Here is a 17,544-nt window from a genome sequence, read left to right as displayed (position 1 = left end):
AGCTGACTGCTGTTAAGCACGGATGACAGGCCGCCGCGAACCGGTAAGTTGGATGCCAAACGAGAAAACACGCTGTTCCAGCCGTCGACCGGGAAACGCACCGATGATCGCTCGCCTCCTGATTGCCGCAGGCGTTTTCTGCTTCGCCCTGCCCGCGCTCGCCGATGGCGAGGTGCAGAAGCTGATCACGCCCGCCGACAAGGTGCGGCTCGACAAATATGACGAGACGCGCAAGGCAGCCCTTGATGAAGCCAGGGCCGGCGACGACGCCGAGGTCAAGCAGCTCGACGCCTTGCTGGCAAAGCCGCTGGTCGCGTTTTCCGGCAAGGACCTGGCCGGCAGCTGGCAGTGCCGCACCATCAAGGCCGGCGGACTGAGCCCGCTCGTCATCTATGGCTGGTTCAAGTGCAAGGTGAGCGACGATGGTTCGGGCTGGATGCTGGAAAAACGCACCGGTTCGCAACGCACCAAGGGCCGTTTCTTCGACGACGGCGAAAAGCGCGCGATCTATCTCGGCTCCTTCTTTGTCAACAACGATCCCGCAAAACCCTATGGCAGCGGCCCGCAAAGCGACCAGGTCGGCTATGCCTTTCGCAACAGCGCCAACGAATGGCGCATCGAGTTCCCGGCCCCTTATCACGAATCGAAGCTCGACATCCTTGAGCTCAGGCGCTGAGCCCGCTGTCCTGAGGCCGATCACAGGGTTAACCCGGCGGTCCAAGCGAACCCACGCGCTGGTGGTGAAGTCCTGACGCTTGGTACACACGTAGAAGGACGCGAGACGACCCCTTGCGGACCATCCCTGATGAGAGGTCAAGGGAACGTCGTGACCCTTTCGCGACCTTGGTTCGCGACCTTGGCGCGGGCGTGGTTTAAGGACAGCTGTGGGGATCTGCCGTTCGTTCCAGCGATCTGAAATTCGGCAGGGTTCAAAGACCGGACGGTTGATCCGCCTACCTCGCTAACACGCCGGCCGCTAGAAGCCCGTCGGCCACAACTTCCATGACGTTGCATAGGACCCCAGTTGTGTAAGACTGCCGGACTGTTGCCGAAGGAGCCCTCCGGCGTCTCCACCGCGGAAGTGGGACATGGACATTGAGGAGTGGCTGCGCAGCTTAGGGCTGCAGCAATACGGCACGGCCTTTCGTGAGAACAACGTCGAGGCCGAAGTGCTCCTGCGGCTGACGGCCGAGGATCTCAAGGACATCGGCGTCAGTTCGGTAGGGCACCGCCGGAAGCTTCTGGAGGCTATTGCCGAGCTGCGGGAAAGTTCCTCTGCAATCTCAGCTGAAGGTGTCAAAGCCTTGACTCAAGTCGCCGAACTTGCGTCGGCACCGGCGTCCCCAACCGGTGCCGAGCGGCGGCAACTGACCGTGATGTTCGCTGATCTGGTCGGCTCCACCGCGATTTCGGCTCGGGTCGATCCCGAGGAGATGAGTGAGATCATCCGAGGCTACCAGAATTGTTGCGCAGGCGAGATTACCCGCTTCGAGGGACACATTGCGAAATTCATGGGCGATGGTGTGCTGGCATATTTCGGCTGGCCACGAGCGCATGAAGATGATGCCGAGCGGGCGGTGCGCGCAGGCTTGGCGGTTGCCAGTTCAGTGGCGCAACTGCGGGCGCCGGATGGCAAGCCGCTTGCGGGCCGGGTGGGGATCGCGACGGGTCTCGTGGTGGTCGGTGAGCTTGTCGGCGACAAGGAAGCGCGCGAGCGGGCGGTGGTCGGCGAGACGCCGACCTTGGCCTCGCGACTGCAGGACTTGGCCCGGCCGGGCAGCGTAATTGTCGCCGAGAGCACAAGACATCTGCTGGGCGATCTGTTCGAGTTGGAGGATCTGGGACCACAGGTTCTGAAGGGCTTCGAGACGGCCTTGAAAGCCTATTCCGTCAGAGGCGAGGGCCGGGCCGAAAGCCGCTTCGAGGCATTCCACACCGGCGCGCTGACGAAGCTCGTTGGCCGCGAGCAGGAGCTGGCTCTGCTTCTGGAACGCTGGTCGCGGGCGGAGGAAGGTGAAGGACAGGTGATTCTCCTCTCCGGGGAGCCGGGGATTGGCAAGTCGCGCATTGTGCGCGCCTTGCGCGAGCACTTGGCCAACGAATCGTACATCCCGCTCAGCAATTACTGCTCGCCGTACCACACCAACAGTGCGCTTTATCCGGTGGTCGGACTTTTGGAGCGGGCGGCGCATTTCGACCGTGATGACACCGCCGAGATGAAGCTCGATAAACTTGAAACTCTGCTCGCTCGGGGCGGCGAGCAGGACCGGGAGGCGGCGCAAGTACTGGCCGCTCTGCTTGCGATCCCAACCGAAACACGCTACCCGCCAATCGATCTGCCGCCACAGCGCATCAAGCAACGCACGCTGGAAATCTTGGTCGAGCAGCTCGCCGGCCTAGCCAGGCAGAAGCCTGTGTTGGCCGTATACGAGGATGTGCATTGGATCGACCCTTCGACACTAGAGCTGCTGGGCCTGGTAATTGAGCGGGTCCAGCGTCTCCCGGCACTGGTTCTGATCACCTTCCGGCCGGAATTCAGCCCACCCTGGACCAGCCATGCCCATGTGACCCAGCTCTCGCTTTCTCGTCTCACGCGACGGCACGGCGCAGCCGTGGCTCTCCGCGTCACCGGCGGCAAGGCGCTACCGCGCGAGGTTCTGGACCAGATCATGGCGCGAACTGACGGGGTTCCGCTATTCGTTGAGGAACTGACCAAGACAGTCCTGGAGTCAGGCCTTTTGCGGGACGTCGGCAATCATTTCGAGTTGACCGGAACTCTCCCGCCGCTGGCGATCCCGGCTACGCTGCACGACTCGCTAATGGCTCGCCTCGATCACCTGGCGCCGGTCAAGGAGGTGGCGCAGATCGGGGCTGTAATCGGCCGCGAATTCTCGCACGATCTGCTGGCCGCCGTGGCGCCGCACGACGAAGGCAAACTGCAGGACGCTTTGGCCCAGCTCTGCAGGTCCGAGCTGATCTATTGCCGCGGTGCGCCGCCGGAAGCGACCTACAGCTTCAAGCATGCGCTTGTGCAGGATGCGGCGTATTCCAGCCTTCTTAAAACTCGGCGGCAGCAGATGCACGCGCGCATCGCCGCGGCTCTCGAAGAGCGTGTGGCAGCGGGTTCCGAGGCTTTGCCGGAGATCATTGCCCATCACTGCACCGAGGCAGGCCTTATCGAGCGGGCAGTCAGCTACTGGTGGCAAGCCGCGCAATCGGCGATCCAGCGCTCTGCAATTTTGGAGTCGATCGCGCACCTGGAAAATGGGCTAAGACTTGTCCGCACGCTACCTGACACTCAGGAGCGCGTCCGCCTGGAGCTGGATATGCAGGTGGCGTTGGGCACCGCCTTTATGGCGGCCAAAGGTTGGTCGTCGCCGGCCACCGCAGCGGCGTTCGCGCGAGCCGAGGAGTTGTGCGAGCGAGTGGACGACATCACTCTGCGCAGCGTGGCCGATTACGGCCGGTATCTCGTCTACCTCCTGCGTGGTCAACTCGATGCTGCGCTGGCAACGACGACATCGATGCTGCGCAGGGCCGAATGCGACTGCGATCGGGCCACAATCATGATCGCACACCGGTGCGTCGGCATCACGTCGGTGCACCGGGGAGATTTTGATGCCGGACGCAAGCATATGGAGGCGTCGTTGGCGCTGTACGATCCGAACGAGCACGCTGCGCTTGCCTATCGATTCGCCTATGATCCCCGTATCGCAAACCTTTGCTATATCGCCCACGCGCTGCTGCACCTCGGTTATCCCGATCAAGCATTCGAGAAATACACCGAGTTGTTACAGGCTATAAGACACCACCGGCACAGCCCATCCGCGGCGTTCGGCCTGTTCCAATCGGCCCTGTTTTGCACTTATTCGAGAGATCTCGGCGCGTATAAGCGCGACAGCAACTTTGGTGCGGATGAGGCCATTGTCGATGAACTGATCTCAATCAGTACGGAGCACGGTTTCTCACTTTGGCGTACAGCAGGGGTCATTCTCAAGGGTTGGGTTCTGATCCAGGCGGGTGAGTCGGATAGCGGTCTTGCTCAAATGCGTGACGGCATAGTCGAATGGCGTGGGCACGACGCTAAGCTTTTTGTGCCACGCTGGCTGCTCATGCTCGCCAGCGCCCTCAGCAGGCTTGGCAACCCACGCGCGGCACTCGACAGGATCGAGGAAGGGCTCGCATTGATCACCGAGACCAACGAGCGGTGGAACGAGACTGAGTTGCACCTCCGCAAGGGCGAACTGCTCCTGGACTTGAAGGCGGACGAGAAGGCCGAGGCTTCCTTCCTGCACGCGCTTACCGTGGCCCAACATCAACGCGCCAAGCTTTGGGAGCTGCGAGCCGCCACATCTCTTGCCCGACTCTGGGTCCAGGGAAACGAGCGGCAAAGGGCCCACGACCTTCTCGCACCGGTTTGCGGCTGGTTCACAGAGGGCTTCGCGACGCCGGACATCAAGGAAGCGAGGACGTTCCTCGATCTAGTAGAATCCTGATCTGCCGTTTTGGACAATCTGCTGCAGTCAACAATCTCAGGGAGGAGATGATGACGTTCCATTCACTCAGGACACGGGAAAAATTACACCCAGCTCGGATTTCGGCGGCGGTGCTGATCGCAATCACCTTGTCTGCCTTCGCGGTCGCTGCGGCGGAAGCGGCAAATGCAGCGGAAGCGGCAAAGAGATTCTTCGACGCTTACCGCGATCGGAAGGTGGACGCCATGACCACTCTTTTTACCGAGAATGCCACGTTCGTCTACTTGCCTTTCGGTGACGCTGGTTCCGGCAATGTCCTCAAAGATGGCGTGCCGGTCTGGCGGACGCTGATCGATGCTTTCCCTGACCTGCGCAACGAGGTTAGCACAATCTGGGAGGACAAGAGCGGTGACGTTGCCTTCGTGGATGTTCACATCGGCGGAAAGCAGACTAAGGACGCGTTTGGAATCACGAACAAAGGCAAGGAGTATTGGTTGCGCCATCTGTTCATTCTGGAAACTAACGAGGAAGGCCGGATCATCAAGATCACGAGCTTTTGGGACAACGCTACTTGGTACACTCAGCTCGGCAAGACCAGCCTAGAGTGATCGCGAGTCGCGCTCTATTGCGCTCGAATGAGCCACATAACGACCCCGGCCGAAACGGCGCGATTCATCCAACCCCAGGAAGCCGCGCCGGGTCGCTCGTCCCGAAGTAGCGCGTCAAGTCCAATCACTAGATGTCTGAATTGAGTGCGGATAACGATTTCGCAAGTGAGACCACGAAGGTCTGATATGGCGCTGCCTGTGCGTTCCAATCGGCGACACGGACGGCAGTTAACCGCCCATCGCTGCAATTCAATTTGGGTATCAACCGTCAGATTTTCACGACTAGCACTATGTCTTTGCGGGCGCCGCGCCGCAGCCTGCCTTGGAAACAATGGTACCATCCGACGATCTGGTTCCATCTCTGGACCGGCGCAAAAACCGGCGTCTGGCAACGAGCGCCGATTTACCGGACAGCGCTCTGGCGATAAGCTTGGCACTTATGAGCGAAATCGACCACCGCACCATCATCGCCAGCCTTTCGGTCGAGGATCGTCGCGACCTCACCGCCAAACTGGACGGGCCCGGGATTGTCCGGCTGGCCGTTCACGGCGGGCTGGTTGTGGTGCTGGGTGCGCTGATCGCCGCCCGCATTCCGTTCTGGCCGGTTCTCGTGCTGCCGCAGGGAATCCTGGTCGTCTTTTTCTTCACGCTGTTGCACGAGACGATCCACGAAACCGCCTTCAGGACGCCGTGGCTCAATCGCGCCATCGCCGCCGTGACCGGCTTCCTGATCCTGCTGCCGCCGGCATGGTTCCGTTATTTCCATCTCGCGCACCATCGCCACACGCACGATCCGGACAACGACCCCGAACTGATGGCTCCGAAACCGGAGACCATCGGCCAGTATGTGCGCTATCTCTCCGGGATCCCCTATTGGAGCGGCATGGCGCGCGTGATCGTCGTCAACGCCGCCGGCCGCAACGGCGACGGCTTCGTGCCGGACAAGGGCCGCGACAAGGTGATTTCGCAAGCGCGTTGGTTTCTGATCGCCTATGCGATGCTGCTGGCAGCCTCCCTGGCCGTGCAGTCAGCGCTGCTGTTGTGGGTCTGGATTGTGCCGGTGCTCGTCGGTCAGCCGTTTTTGCGGGCCTATCTGCTGGCCGAGCACGCGCTCTGCCCGCATGTCGCCAACATGCTCGAAAACACACGCACCACCTTTACCACAAGCCTGGTACGCTTCATGGCGTGGAACATGCCTTACCACTCCGAGCACCATTCTTATCCTGCCGTTCCCTTTCACCGCCTGCCGCGTTTCCACCAAATTGTCGCCGAACATCTCCGCACGACCGAGCGAGGCTATGTCCGCTTCCACAGGAAGCTTGTCGGCAGCTTCGATCGTCGCGCCGGCTGATCAAAACCAGGCCAAGCATCGAATATTTTCGCGTTTCCGTTGCGGCTGCCAATTGCGTCGCTTTTGAATGCGCGCGCGTCGTCCCATAACAAGCAGCCCGACAGCGCTTCCGGCAATGCTCGCACTCACTACAGCGCCGCGCGTCCTATTGGACGCGCAATGGACGCTGTAGCACTTTAAGTCGGCGCATGATCCTTTCCAAAATCGATGCCGATTTTCGGGGTCATGCGCGAGGAGTAGGAAATTCATGGCCGATCTGATCGTCGTCTACTGGCGCGACATCCCCGCCCAGGTCATCGTCAAGAAGGGCCGGCAGAACGCCAAGCGCGAACTGCCGCTGCGCTTTACCGAGGCGATCGACATGTGCGCGATGCGTACCGGCGCCGGCGGCACCGACGACTACCTTGCCGAATGGCGCAAGGCCGACCCCATGCCGGTCAGCGACGATCTTGAAGGCGAGGCGGAAAAAGCCTTTCAGGACATCGACGCGAAATACGACCGCGAGCGGCTGGTCGCTCTGGTCAAGGCGGGCGGAAAAGAAGATGTCTGAAACGACCCCGGCGATTACCCAGGCCACTCTGGTCAAGAAGGCAGCGCCGAAATCCGACTACAAGCCGGCCGACGTGTCGCCGCAGCGGCGCGTGCAGCGCTCCTTCGCGGTCAGGCTGTGGTCCGTCCGCCACTCGCGACTGCTCGAATGGTTCTACGCCAGGTTCTCCGACATGTTTTTGCTCCTCCATCCGCTGTGGAAGCGCATCGGTTACGGCCGCGTCGAAGGTCCGATCAAATTCGTCGAAAAACGCGTCAAGGGTTTTATGTTCGACTGCCGAATGTGCGGCCAGTGCGTCCTTTCTTCTACCGGCATGTCGTGCCCGATGAATTGCCCCAAGCAATTGCGCAACGGCCCTTGCGGCGGTGTGCGCGCCAACGGCAATTGCGAGGTCGAGCCTGATATGCCGTGCGTCTGGGTCAAGGCCTGGGAAGGTTCACGCAACATGGTGCATGGCGACAAGATCCTCGACGTGCAGAAGCCGGTCGACCAGTCGCTGCGCGAGACCTCGGCATGGCTGCGGGTGACCGCACAGGCCGCCGCCGCCCGCGAAGCCGCGCGCAATGTTCCAAAACCTGGGGCACCGGCATGATCGGCCGCCAGCCCGACGAGAACCCGGCCGGCATCCATCTGCCGCTCGACCCCCTGCCCGGCCACACCTCGCGCGGCCGGCTGGAGCGCGTCCTGAGGCGCGGCGAATTCGCGGTGACCACCGAGCTCAACCCGCCGGACAGCGCCGATCCGGAAGACGTCTACAACCGCGCCAAAATCTTCGACGGCTGGGTCGACGCCATCAACGCCGTCGACGCCTCGGGCGCCAACTGCCACATGTCGTCGGTCGGCATCTGTGCGCTGCTGACCCGCATGGGTTATGCCCCGATCATGCAGATCGCCTGCCGCGACAGGAACCGCATCGCCATCCAGGGCGACGTGCTGGGCGGGGCGGCGATGGGCGTCGCCAACATGCTGTGCCTGACCGGCGACGGCGTGCAGGCCGGAGACCAGCCAGGCGCCAAGCCGGTATTCGATCTCGACTGCATGTCACTGCTGGAAACCTGCCGCATCATGCGCGACAACGGCAAGTTCCTGTCCGGCCGCAAGCTGACGACGCCGCCGCAGCTTTTCCTCGGCGCGGCGATCAACCCTTTCGCGCCGCCGATCGATTTCCGCCCCTACCGGCTGGGCAAGAAAATCGCCGCCGGCGCGCAATTTGTGCAGAGCCAGTACTGCTTCGACGTGCCGATGTTCCGCACCTACATGCAGCAGGTCCGCGATCTCGGTTTTACGGAAAAATGCTTCATCCTGTGCGGCGTCGGACCGCTGGCCTCGGCCAAGACCGCCAAATGGATCCGCTCAAACGTGCCGGGCATTCATATCCCCGATTCGATCGTCAAGCGGCTGGAAGGCGCCCAGGACCAGAAGAAGGAAGGCAAGCAGCTCTGCATCGATATCATCAACGAGGTGAAAGAAATTCCCGGCGTCTGCGGCGTCCATGTGATGGCCTATCGCCAGGAGGAATATGTCGCCGAGATCGTCGATGAATCGGGCGTGCTGAAGGGGCGCCAGCCCTGGAAACGCGAAATCCGCCGCGACGATCAGCTCGTCGCCGACCGGCTCGACCACATTTTGCACGACGAGATCACCGAAACGCAGGTCGACATGGTCAAGACCGCGCATTGATGGCGCGGACGCCACCATTCGCTTGATCGAAAACAGAAACGATATAAAGAAGTCTTTATATCACGAGGGAGAGATTGCATGACCCGGACGATCGTCGCCTCGGCGACACGAGAAATCATCATCGGCTTCGACCAGCCCTTCTGCGTGATCGGTGAGCGCATCAATCCAACCGGGCGCAAGAAGCTCGCGGCCGAGATGATCGCAGGCAATTTCGATACCGTCATCAGGGACGCGCTGGAACAGGCCGCCTGCGGTGCGACCATGCTCGACGTCAATGCCGGCGTCACCTCGGTCAACCCGAACGAGACCGAACCCGGCCTGCTGGTGCAGACGCTGGAGATCGTGCAGGGGCTGGTCGACCTGCCGCTGTCGATCGACAGTTCGGTGACCGCGGCGATCGAGGCGGCGCTCAGGGTCGCCAAGGGCCGGCCGCTGGTCAACTCCGTCACCGGCGAGGAAGAAAAGCTCGAAGCCATCCTGCCGCTGGTCAAGAAATACAATGTCCCGGTGGTTGCCATCTCCAACGACGAGACAGGCATTTCGATGGATCCGGATGTGCGCTTCGCCGTCGCCAAGAAGATCGTCGAGCGCTGCGCCGATTTCGGCATTCCGGCGCATGACGTGGTCGTCGACCCGCTGGTCATGCCGATCGGCGCGCTCGGCGACGCCGGCCGCCAGGTCTTTGCCCTGCTGCGCCGGCTGCGTGAAGAGCTCAAGGTAAACACCACTTGCGGCCTGTCAAACATCTCGTTCGGCCTGCCGCACCGCCACGGCATCAATGCTGCCTTCATCCCGATGGTGATCGGCGCTGGCATGACCTCGGCGATCATGAACCCGGTGCGGCCGCAGGAGATGGAAGCGGTGCGCGGCGCCAATGTGCTGAACGGCACCGACGAGAACTGCACCAACTGGATAAGGACCTACAAGGACTACAAGCCGGCCGAAGGCGGCCAGGCGATCGCGGCGCCCACGCAAGTCAATGCGCCGGGCGAAGGTAATGGCAATGGCGGTCGCCGGCGCGGCGGTCGTGAAGCCCGTATGGCCCGAGGATAAGCGCGCAATCGTGAACTCTCCTGCCAACATCACCGATCCGCTCGTGCTGTTCATGCCGTCCGGCAAGCGCGGGCGGTTTCCGGTCGGCACGCCGGTGCTCGATGCCGCACGCCAGCTCGGCGTCTATGTCGAGAGCGTGTGCGGTGGACGCGCCACTTGCGGGCGCTGCCAGGTCGAGGTGCAGGAAGGCAATTTCGCCAAGCACAAGATCGTCTCTTCCAACGACCACATCTCGCCCAAGGGCGCCAAGGAGGAACGCTACGAACGCGTGCGCGGCCTTCCCGAACGGCGCCGCCTGTCCTGCTCGGCGCAGATCCTGGGCGATCTCGTCGTGGATGTGCCGCAGGACACGGTCATCAACGCCCAGACCATTCGCAAGGATGCCGACACCAGGGTCATTGCCCGCGATTCGGCAATCCACATGTGCTATGTCGAGATCGAAGAGCCCGACATGCACAATCCATCAGGCGATCTCGATCGCCTGAAGATCGCGCTGATGAAGGACTGGGGGCTCAACAGCCTCGATTTCGATTTCCATCTGCTGCCGCAGGTGCAAGTCATCCTGCGCAAAGGCAACTGGACCGCGACCGCCGCCATCCACAAGGATGCCGACAGCGAGACCGCTCGGGTCATCTCGTTGTGGCCCGGCCTCAAGAACGAGGCCTACGGGCTTGCCTGCGATATCGGCTCGACCACCATCGCCATGCATCTGGTGTCGCTGCTGTCGGGCCGCGTCGCCGCCTCGTCAGGCACGTCGAACCCGCAGATCCGCTTCGGCGAGGATCTGATGAGCCGCGTTTCCTATGTGATGATGAACCCGGACGGCCGCGAAGGCATGACGGTCGCGGTGCGCGAGGCGATCTCGGGTCTCGTCGACAAGGTTTGCGCGGAAGGCAACGTCCAGCGCAACGACATCCTGGATTGCGTCTTCGTCGGCAATCCGATCATGCACCATCTGTTCCTCGGCATCGACCCGACCGAACTCGGCGGCGCGCCCTTCGCGCTGGCTGTCTCGGGCGCCGTGCACATCAAGGCGTCGGATATCGGCCTGAAGCTCAACCAGGGCGCTAGGCTCTACATGCTGCCTTGCATCGCCGGCCATGTCGGCGCCGACGCGGCTGCGGTGACGCTGTCGGAAGGCCCGCACCGCCAGGACGAGATGATGCTGATCGTCGATGTCGGCACCAATGCCGAGATCGTGCTCGGCAATCGCCAGCGGGTCGTGGCGGCCTCGTCGCCCACCGGTCCGGCCTTCGAGGGCGCGGAAATCTCCGGCGGCCAGCGCGCTGCGCCCGGCGCCATCGAGCGCGTCCGCATCGATCCCGACACGCTGGAGCCGAAATACCGCGTCATCGGCTCGGAACTGTGGTCCGACGAGCCCGGCTTCCTCGACAGCGTCCAGGCAACCGGCGTCACCGGCATCTGCGGCTCCGGCATCATCGAGGTGGTCGCCGAGATGTACCTGGCCGGCATCATCTCCGAGGACGGCGTCGTCGACGGTGGGCTCTGCGCCCGCTCGCCGCGCGTCACCGCCAGTGGCCGCACCTTCTCCTACGTGCTGAAGGAGGGTGAGCCGAGGATCACCATCACCCAGACCGACGTGCGCGCCATCCAGCTCGCCAAGGCGGCACTCTATGCCGGCACCAAGCTGTTGATGGAAAAGCAGCACACCGATCATGTCGACCGCATCCACTTCGCCGGCGCCTTCGGCTCCTTCATCGATCCGAAATACGCCATGGTGCTGGGACTGATCCCCGACTGCGATCTCGACAAGGTCTCGGCCGTCGGCAACGCCGCCGGTGCCGGTGCGCGCATGGCGCTGCTCAATCGCGGCTATCGCCGCGAGATCGAGGAAACGGTGAGCCGGATCGAGAAGATCGAGACGGCGCTGGAGCCGAGATTCCAGGAGCATTTCGTCTATGCCATGGCGCTGCCGAACAAGATCGACCCGTTCCCAAAACTATCGGCGGCGGTGAAGCTGCCGCCGCGCAAGACCGTGAGCGAGGACGGCATTGCCGGCGATGCCGCGCCACGGCGTCGTTCGCGCGAAGGCCACGCCGCCCGGCGCGGCCGGGGGTAGCATCCCGCTGCTAAAAGCTGCACTTCGCCCTCATTCTCATTTGCATGCCCATGTTTCCGGATCAGCCCAAACAGAAACAAGGCGCTGTTTTCGCGAAATCCACCCGATACACACGCGGCGCATTTAACCGGCATCGAACGGCAGGCAGGAAATAACTTTCAGCCGCCGCAGCACTCCAAGGGAGATGAAGATGTCGATGTTCGAAAGCCTCGGCCGCTTTGGTACGGCCATCAAGCATGCGCACAACAGGAACAGATCGGTCCGGGCCATGAACAGCCTGCCGCCCGAAATTCAGAAGGATATCGGCTGGCCCGTGTCGCCGCGCAACGACCCGCAGGTCACCTTCTCGGCCCGGCTTCGGGGTTCGGCGCGCTGATGACCTTCGCCGACAAATGCAAGCTGCTGGCCAAGCGCCGGAACCGTCATCCGGCTCCGGCAGCAAGCGACCGTCGGCTGCGCGCCGTACTGCTGCCCAGGCGCTGAGCGATGCTGCGCTGGCCTTGATTGCCAGCCAGATCACAGGGCCGTGTTGAGACCGCGCAAATCTTGACATTCTGGGCGAAGGCACGATCTTCGATTGCGAGGGGTTCTCTTAGTCGGCTCAGCCGAAGTCCGTGTGTCCGCATGCCCAGTATCAAAAGCCACGTCGTTTCCTTCGTGCTCAGGTATAGCCGCAAGAAAGCCTTTTCCAGCCCGGAAAACCTGCAGCGCTGGATCGCCTACGCCCGCAAGACGGAGAACCATCAGCCGCCCGCATCGCTGCATCAGCGTTTCGAGATCGCGACGCGCAGCGTGGACGGCTTTCCCGTGTACGAGATCGCGCCGAAGACCGGCGAGCGAAAGCGGATCCTCTACCTGCATGGCGGCGCCTATGTCTTTCAAATCACGTCTTATCACTGGGGACTGATCGCCGATATGGCCGACCGGCTGGGCTTCGGCATCACCGTGCCGATCTACCCCATTGCTCCCGAACACGATTTCCACGCCATGTTCGGCATGGTCGGCGAGGTCTACCGTCAGATGCTCGACGAAACGGAAGCGCAGGACATCGTCTTCATTGGCGATTCCGCCGGCGGCAACATGGCCGTGGTGCTGACCATGATGGCCGCGGAAGCCGACCTGCCATTGCCGTCGCGCCATGTGCTGATTTCGCCCGGGCTCGATCTGTCGCTCGCCAACCCCGAAGTGTTCGAGGCGGAACGCTACGATCCGTGGCTGGGAATTCCTGGCGGGCTGGAGGCAGTCCGGCTCTACAGTGCCGGCATAGATCCCAGCGACTGGCGCATCAGTCCGCTTTACGGTGACCTCTCGGTGTTGCCGAAAACGCTGCTTTTGACCGGTTCGCGCGACATGCTGACCCCCGACAATCTGATCTTCGCGCAAAAGGCCCGTGCCGCCGGTGTCGCGATAGAGGTTGTGCACGAGCAAGGCATGTTCCATGCTTGGCCGCTGATCGACATGCCAGAAGCGCGGCGCGCGCGGGACAGCATCGTGACGTTTTTAGCCAGCGACACCGAAAGCTATCATGCCAAGGCCGGCGAATTGGCACTGCAAAGGACAGGTCGTGAAGTCCCCACTCACAACCTGTCTACGCCGTCGAAGTCCTGAATCAAAACTTTCCGGTTTCTTTGAACACTTCGAAGGTCGCGCGGATGTGATCGGCAACGGCTTTCACTGGCGCGCTGGCGTCCGGCGCCACGACCATGGCCAGATTGTAGGTGCCGATATCGGGCATGCCGTCCTTCGGGCAAAGCTCGACCATGTCGCTGCCGAGGAACGATTTCGGCAGCGGCGCCACCGCGAGGTCGGACATGATTGCGGCGCGCTGGCCGGCGGTGTGCGCACTCATATAGGCGACGCGGTAGTTGCGGCCCTCACGCCCAAGCGCTTCGAGCGCCCCGGCCCGCCAGGCGCAGCCCTCTTCCCACAATGACACCGGCAGCGGTTCGCGCAGATGCGCGCAGCCGCCCTTGGCGCCGGCCCAGACGATCGGTTCGGTGAGCAGCACTTCGGCGCCGAGCGCGCTGGTCTTGTATGAATTGGTGAGAAGCGTGATGTCGAGCGCCCGGTCGTCCATGCGCCGACGCAGATTGACGCTCTGGTCGATGGTCACGTCGACGGCGATCGAAGGATGCGACTGTGCAAAACGCTTCAGCACGTGCGGCAGCACGCGCTCGCCATAGTCGTCGGGCGAGCCGAGCCGCACCACCCCGACAATGTCGGGGATGATGAACTTCGACACCACCTCGCGGTTGATCGACAACAGCCGGCGGGCGTAGCCGAGCAGCATCTCGCCATCCGTGGTCAGCGTCACCGAGCGCGCGTCGCGCGCAAACACCGAGCGGCCGAGAATGTCCTCCAGCTTCTTGATCTGCATGGAGACGGCCGACGGCGTGCGGAAGACGGCACTGGCAGCGGTGGTGAAACTGCCGGTCTCGGCGATCGCCACGAAGGTGCGCAAGACGTCGAGGTCGAGCAGCGGCAACGGATGATTGAGTGGGGCGTTCATCGGGATCGACCTTCAATTTTTCTGATGCAAACTATCATTCCATTTCGTTTGATTGAACATCACTTTGGGAGGATAGTCAACTCCATCGAAGGCAGACGGCGATTACACTGATCTGCAATCGACACGAAATGAAGCTGAAACAAACCGGATGTAGCGCTTGGTCCGCCGAGCGACCGGCACCCGACCCAATCCTAAAGGAGAATTGAAATGTCTGTCCTGTCATCCATCGGCCGCATCGCGACCGAATTCAGCGCGGCCCGCGCCCGCTACCAGACCGAACGCGCCATCCGCTCTCTGCCGATCGAACTGCAGAAGGATATCGGCTGGCCTGAAGCCGCCGACACCAAGACCGGCACTCGCCACGGCGTTGGATCCTGGGCTGGCGGAGCAAAATAGATCGTGTGTATCAAAAGCTGAGGGCCTGCCGCACAGACCATGTCCGGCAGGCCTTTTATTTGTTGATCAAATGTTCTTTTCGAGCCATGTCGCCGTTGCATGACGCATATGAATACGCCGCATAGCAGCGGGATTCCTGCCTAACGCCTTGTACATATTCACAAATCTTGGGCGGACTGCCCAAACTTATCGCATGCCATGTCGCTTTTCATGTCAAGTGCTTCGCTTTTGTGATTTAGTTTCCCTTCACGTAAGCCTATATCAGCGCCAGCCAACGAGCTGCCCCACTCCATCACGCGAAGGCGACCCGTCTGAGCAACCGAATGGAGATGATGATGAAGCTTTTTGCCCGCCTTTTTGCTCGCCGTGAAATGAGCCTGACGACCGCGCTCGAGCGCCAGCGCCTTGCCAACACAATGCCTGGCCAGACCGGCGCCGTGGCCGCCGCGCGCCTCGGCTTCGTCGCCTGATCTGCCAAGCTCGCAAGCGGCGCTCGCTGCTTCAAAGTTTGATCACAACGCCGCTTCGGTTTGCCGAGGCGGCGTGCCTGGTCATGCCCGACCACATGCGGCCTATGCTCAATCCGGCAGCAGGTTGGGTCGACATCGCATAGCGATTGCCCATTTGCGACCCATGTCGCAAATAAAGTCTTTTCGTTGCCGCCTAGCCGATTGACAGGAAAGATTTTTCCTGATGTCGCTATGCTGATCGCGACATCCTGTTCGCGCCATTGCAGCGTGAGGGTTACCCTGTGAACGTCGTAAATCATCCGATCAGGCGATCGTTTGTATTCTTCCTGGTCCCCGATTTCACCATGATCGCCTTTGCAACGGCGCTCGATCCGTTGCGCTCGGCCAACCGGATGCTCGGCTACGAAGCCTACCGCTGGCGGCTCGCCAGCATCGACGGCAAGCCGGTGCGCGCCTCGAACGGCGTCGAATGCGCCGTCGACACCTCGCTGGAGGACGAACGCAAGAAGATGTCCGGCTCCGAACGGCCGAACATGGCGGTCGTTTGCAGCGGCATCAATGTCGAGCGCTACCAGAACAAATCGGCCTTCGCCTGGCTGCGCGAGGAATACAATCGCGGCGTCGCCATCGGCGGCCTGTGCACTGGCGCTCATATACTGGCCGCCGCCGGCCTGTTGTCCAACAAGCGCTGCGCCATTCATTGGGAGAACCTGCCGGGCTTTTCCGAAGCGTTCCCGAAGGCCAATGTCTTTGCCGACCTCTTCGAGATCGACCAGAACATCTACACCTGCGCCGGCGGCACCGCGGCGCTCGATATGATGCTGAAGCTGATCGGCGACGATTTCGACGACAATCTCGTTAACCGGGTCTGCGAGCAGGTCTTGACTGACCGCGTGCGCAGCCCGACCGATCGCCAGCGCCTGCCGCTGCGCGCACGCCTTGGCGTGCAGAACTCCAAGGTGCTGACCATCATCGAATTGATGGAAGCAAACCTGTCCGAGCCGCTGTCGTTGATCGAGATCGCCGACCATGTCGACCTGTCACGCCGGCAGATCGAGCGCCTGTTCCGCACCGAGATGGGACGATCCCCTGCCCGCTACTATTTGGAGATCCGCCTCGACCGGGCTCGGCACTTGCTGATCCAATCATCGCTGCCGGTGGTCGAAGTGGCGGTCGCTTGCGGCTTCGTCTCCGCCTCGCATTTCTCCAAATGCTACCGCGAGCTCTATGCGCGCTCGCCGCAGCAGGAGCGCGTCGATCGCAAGCAGTTGCTGGCCGCGTAGACAAGGCAAGGCAATATTTTGCACGCGTACCTCTGGCGGATGGCGATTGAAGTCTAGCGGGTGTCGAACATCCAGCTTCGGTCGCGCCACATTTTCTCGCCGACCAGGCAGTCGGTGGCCGGCTTGTCCTGCGCCAGCACCACCGGCGGATGCGCCGCTTCTTCCCCCGCCCATTGCGGTGAGGCAGGCCCGGCAAGCTCAAGCACCAGCTTGCGGCGGATCGCTTCGGGAAATTGCGTCCACTCGTTGACCGGGATCATGAACGCGCCGGGCCCGCCGATGACGCAGTCTGTGTAATAGCGGTCGAGATAGTTGACGTCGTAGACGCTGGTGAAGCCGCCCCGGGTCATCAGCGGCAGGCCGTTGATGGTAATGCCTTGCCTGACCAGTTCGTCACGGATGATGTCGACGGGGGCACCTTGATTGTTGGGGCCATCGCCTGAAATGTCGATGACACGCTTGACGCCCTGAAAGCCGCTCTCGGCGAAGAGATCGCTGCTGAATTGCAAGGCACCGGAAATCGAGGTGCGCCGCGCGCTGTTGGGCGCATGGGCGGAGAGTTGCTCGACCACCCGCTCGGCGTCGGCACGATTGGCGATCACCGTCCACGGCACGATGATGTGCTGCCAGGTCGTGCCGGCCCATTCGACATAGGTGACGGCAATCTTGCCGTAGGCGCCGTCGGCGATGGCCTGCAGTACCGTGTCATGCGTCAGTGCCGCGACATAGCCGCGACGCTGGATTTCGAGTTCGGCCGGCGACATCGACAGCGAAACGTCGACCGCCAGCACCAGTTCGACGTCAACGGGATCGGCAGCGCGGGATTCCGGCGCCTGGACGAACGTCAGCGCCAGCGCGGCGGCGCCTGAGAGGAGATGTCCTGCGCGGGGAAAAGCAGACATGCCGCAAGGTAAGCGAAAATCGTCGCACCACAAAGCGAAAAGCCTAGCCCCGGGCTAATGCATGTCGTCCAAAAGCATGCCCTCGGGCTTGAACCAAGGATGCGCAGCGGGTTTGGGCAACGACTTGCATAAAAACGAGAACTTAAGGCGCTGCCGCATGACCCCACAAAACGTGACGCGCCTTAAG

The 17,544-nt window shown here is 62.0% G+C and carries 16 protein-coding genes; 14 read left to right on the top strand and 2 right to left on the bottom strand.

The window, feature by feature from the left end:
• Positions 1-103: 103 nt before the first annotated feature.
• From AC0L3O_RS08155 to AC0L3O_RS08105, 11 genes are all read left to right on the top strand, one after another.
• Positions 104-676, top strand: coding sequence for a DUF4893 domain-containing protein (locus AC0L3O_RS08155; protein WP_287285307.1), 573 nt, complete (start codon positions 104-106; stop codon positions 674-676).
• Positions 677-1,088: 412 nt separating this feature from the next.
• Positions 1,089-4,496, top strand: a complete 3,408-nt coding sequence (locus tag AC0L3O_RS08150) for an AAA family ATPase (RefSeq protein ID WP_287342806.1) — start codon at positions 1,089-1,091, stop codon at positions 4,494-4,496.
• Between the two features lie 50 nt (positions 4,497-4,546).
• The gene (locus AC0L3O_RS08145) at positions 4,547-5,083 is read left to right on the top strand and encodes a nuclear transport factor 2 family protein (protein WP_473615314.1); all 537 of its coding nucleotides are present in this window, start codon (positions 4,547-4,549) and stop codon (positions 5,081-5,083) included.
• Between the two features lie 439 nt (positions 5,084-5,522).
• Positions 5,523-6,434 (top strand): fatty acid desaturase, encoded by a 912-nt coding sequence (locus AC0L3O_RS08140; RefSeq protein ID WP_473534100.1) that lies wholly within the window; start codon positions 5,523-5,525, stop codon positions 6,432-6,434.
• A 247-nt stretch (positions 6,435-6,681) separates the two neighbouring features.
• Positions 6,682-6,984 (top strand): virulence factor, encoded by a 303-nt coding sequence (locus AC0L3O_RS08135; protein WP_128173850.1) that lies wholly within the window; start codon positions 6,682-6,684, stop codon positions 6,982-6,984.
• The gene (locus AC0L3O_RS08130) at positions 6,977-7,576 is read left to right on the top strand and encodes a methylenetetrahydrofolate reductase C-terminal domain-containing protein (RefSeq protein WP_027154500.1); all 600 of its coding nucleotides are present in this window, start codon (positions 6,977-6,979) and stop codon (positions 7,574-7,576) included. The genes AC0L3O_RS08135 and AC0L3O_RS08130 overlap by 8 nt, the downstream gene beginning before the upstream one ends.
• Entirely contained in the window at positions 7,573-8,664 is a 1,092-nt protein-coding gene (locus AC0L3O_RS08125; protein ID WP_027154501.1) for a methylenetetrahydrofolate reductase, read from the top strand. The genes AC0L3O_RS08130 and AC0L3O_RS08125 overlap by 4 nt, the downstream gene beginning before the upstream one ends.
• Positions 8,665-8,742: 78 nt before the next feature.
• Positions 8,743-9,717 (top strand): methyltetrahydrofolate cobalamin methyltransferase, encoded by a 975-nt coding sequence (locus AC0L3O_RS08120; protein ID WP_023798928.1) that lies wholly within the window; start codon positions 8,743-8,745, stop codon positions 9,715-9,717.
• On the top strand, positions 9,668-11,797 hold the full coding sequence (locus AC0L3O_RS08115) for an ASKHA domain-containing protein (RefSeq protein WP_473534277.1): 2,130 nt from the start codon (positions 9,668-9,670) through the stop codon (positions 11,795-11,797). Before AC0L3O_RS08120 ends, AC0L3O_RS08115 begins: the two co-directional genes overlap by 50 nt.
• A 190-nt stretch (positions 11,798-11,987) precedes the next feature.
• Positions 11,988-12,173: a hypothetical protein gene (locus AC0L3O_RS08110; protein ID WP_473534101.1), complete on the top strand. Its 186-nt coding sequence runs from the start codon at positions 11,988-11,990 to the stop codon at positions 12,171-12,173.
• A 248-nt stretch (positions 12,174-12,421) separates the two neighbouring features.
• Positions 12,422-13,405, top strand: coding sequence for an alpha/beta hydrolase (locus AC0L3O_RS08105; protein WP_023798924.1), 984 nt, complete (start codon positions 12,422-12,424; stop codon positions 13,403-13,405).
• Between the two features lies 1 nt (position 13,406).
• On the opposite strand, the gene AC0L3O_RS08100 is transcribed toward AC0L3O_RS08105, so the two are convergent.
• The gene (locus AC0L3O_RS08100) at positions 13,407-14,306 is read right to left on the bottom strand and encodes a LysR substrate-binding domain-containing protein (protein ID WP_023798923.1); all 900 of its coding nucleotides are present in this window, start codon (positions 14,304-14,306) and stop codon (positions 13,407-13,409) included.
• A 207-nt stretch (positions 14,307-14,513) separates the two neighbouring features.
• Here AC0L3O_RS08100 and AC0L3O_RS08095 point away from each other — a divergent pair, with 207 nt between their 5' ends.
• The 3 genes from AC0L3O_RS08095 to AC0L3O_RS08085 all read left to right on the top strand — a co-directional run bounded on the left by AC0L3O_RS08095 (position 14,514) and on the right by AC0L3O_RS08085 (position 16,455).
• Positions 14,514-14,702, top strand: coding sequence for a hypothetical protein (locus tag AC0L3O_RS08095; protein WP_023798922.1), 189 nt, complete (start codon positions 14,514-14,516; stop codon positions 14,700-14,702).
• Positions 14,703-15,037: 335 nt separating this feature from the next.
• Positions 15,038-15,172 (top strand): hypothetical protein, encoded by a 135-nt coding sequence (locus tag AC0L3O_RS08090; protein ID WP_023798921.1) that lies wholly within the window; start codon positions 15,038-15,040, stop codon positions 15,170-15,172.
• Between the two features lie 344 nt (positions 15,173-15,516).
• Positions 15,517-16,455 carry a GlxA family transcriptional regulator gene (locus AC0L3O_RS08085; RefSeq protein ID WP_268931722.1) on the top strand — a complete coding sequence of 313 codons (939 nt, stop codon included), beginning with the start codon at positions 15,517-15,519 and terminating at the stop codon, positions 16,453-16,455.
• Positions 16,456-16,508: 53 nt separating this feature from the next.
• Here AC0L3O_RS08085 and AC0L3O_RS08080 read toward each other — a convergent pair whose 3' ends face one another.
• On the bottom strand, positions 16,509-17,357 hold the full coding sequence (locus tag AC0L3O_RS08080) for a DUF1194 domain-containing protein (RefSeq protein WP_128166906.1): 849 nt from the start codon (positions 17,355-17,357) through the stop codon (positions 16,509-16,511).
• Positions 17,358-17,544: the final 187 nt, after the last annotated feature.

The organism is Mesorhizobium sp. WSM4810 (genome assembly GCF_055811235.1).
The sequence above is the reverse complement of the archived record's forward strand: the minus strand, read 5'-3'. Positions and strand labels throughout refer to the sequence as shown.